This is a genomic window from Ruminococcus sp., from assembly GCF_019417665.1.
GTDB lineage: Bacteria > Bacillota > Clostridia > Oscillospirales > Ruminococcaceae > Ruminococcus_C.
In genome coordinates this window covers 1-1637 of record NZ_DXUU01000127.1, presented here as the reverse complement: position 1 = coordinate 1637, position 1637 = coordinate 1, and the positions used below count along the sequence as shown (strand labels likewise).

At 52.5% G+C, this 1637-nt stretch carries 1 protein-coding gene; it reads right to left on the bottom strand.

The window, feature by feature from the left end:
• Positions 1-1637: DNA cytosine methyltransferase (locus QZ375_RS14215; RefSeq protein WP_295220062.1), on the bottom strand; the 1637-nt coding region annotated here is incomplete at both ends.

Here is a 1637-nt window from a genome sequence, read left to right as displayed (position 1 = left end):
ACATTCAGACAGATGCCATTCCCCCAAAGGCGGTACTCTGCTGCATCACGATATGGATCTTGCAGCCATTTCTGTACCATCTTTCGGCTTTTGGGACGGCTCTCCGGTTTTACCGCTTTTCGGTATTCTTCAAAAATAGCTGCCCATCGGTCGATCTCTTCTTCTGTGGGATTTTCCGATGCCAGGTCACTGCACCACTGATCCGGAAATCCCTGCAGTCTTGCACATTCCTGCGGTGTCAGTCTGCGAACCGCATAACCGCTGGAAACGATGCTGGGGTCTTTGTGGTCCCGTGCCAGCAGTGTAGGGGTCGTTTCCCGAAATGCACTGCTGAAATTTCCCGTAGAAGCAGCATACACTGCATGATGGTCGGTAGCATTCAAAGTGAAAGCGACCTCTTTGTTGACACCGCCGCCCTGCGGTCCGTTTTGGTCAGACCGACCGATCATGGAACCCTGCAAAGCATAACTTTCCAGAACAGCAATACCGCCTTGGTTTTTTGCTGGTGACTGGTCGCTGGTGTCCAAAGTACGGGCAGTGTCTGCCTCATAAATGCCGCTGTGCGGATTACCGGAAAGCATGGCATTGCTGGAAAAGGAACTGATGCCGTATGCTTTCGGCTGAAATACCGTCTGGTCATTATTGCAGGACAGGGTAGCAGATTTGTTTTCCTGTATCAGACTGCCTTTTCCACCGCCGGCTTTTCCGCAGCGAATCTTCAGCGTTTTCGGTGTATCCATCAGCAGCGGAACATTCCCGCCGCCGGTTCCGCATCTGGAAGTCAGTGTCTGTACTTTTCCGTTCTCAGAGATCTGAAGCCGGCTGTCAGCAGGATGATTTTCCAGTACACAAGGCGGATGATGGGCTTCTGCCCGAAGGGTGGCAGTGCGTTCTTTTAGAATGTCTATGCGTTCTCCGCCCTGGTCACACAAGCACAAGCCTGCCGTTCCAGAGCTGTCCGCAGCACTTCCGGCAGTTCTTTGCCACGCACGGAGGCTCTCCGCAGAATACCCTGACAAGCCTTCGGACTCAAATAATATTTTTCCGGCACGTCTTCCATCAAAATCTGCGACAAGAAAGATTCGTTTTCTTCGTTGGGGGACTCCCCAGTATTGTGCATCAAGAACTCGCCATGCGAGGGAATAGGATTCTGCCAGAATCTCTCCGGCTTTTGTCCATTTTCCCGCAGGTCGAGGAATTGAAATGCTGCTGTCTTTGACCGAACAGATGGCTTCGAGGACACAGCGGAAATCTTCTCCGCCGTTGGAAGAAAATGCTCCGAGGACGTTTTCCCAGACGATGTATCTTGGATATTTGCCATTGCTTGCACACCTCATTTCTCGGATGATACGGATCGCTTCGTGAAACAGAGAAGAACGGCTGCCGTTCAGACCGGTTCGTTTTCCGGCGATGCTCATATCCTGGCATGGACTGCCAAAGGTGATAATGTCCACAGGCGGCAGCTTTGCACCACGCAGACCGCTGATATTGCCGAAGTGTTGTACCTGCGGCAGCCGTTTTTCTGTCACACGAATGGCAAACGGTTCGATTTCAGAAGACCAGACAGGCACAATGCCTGCCAGCAGTCCGGCAAGCGAAAAACCGCCGCTGCCGTCAAAGAGGCTGCCAAGGGTGAG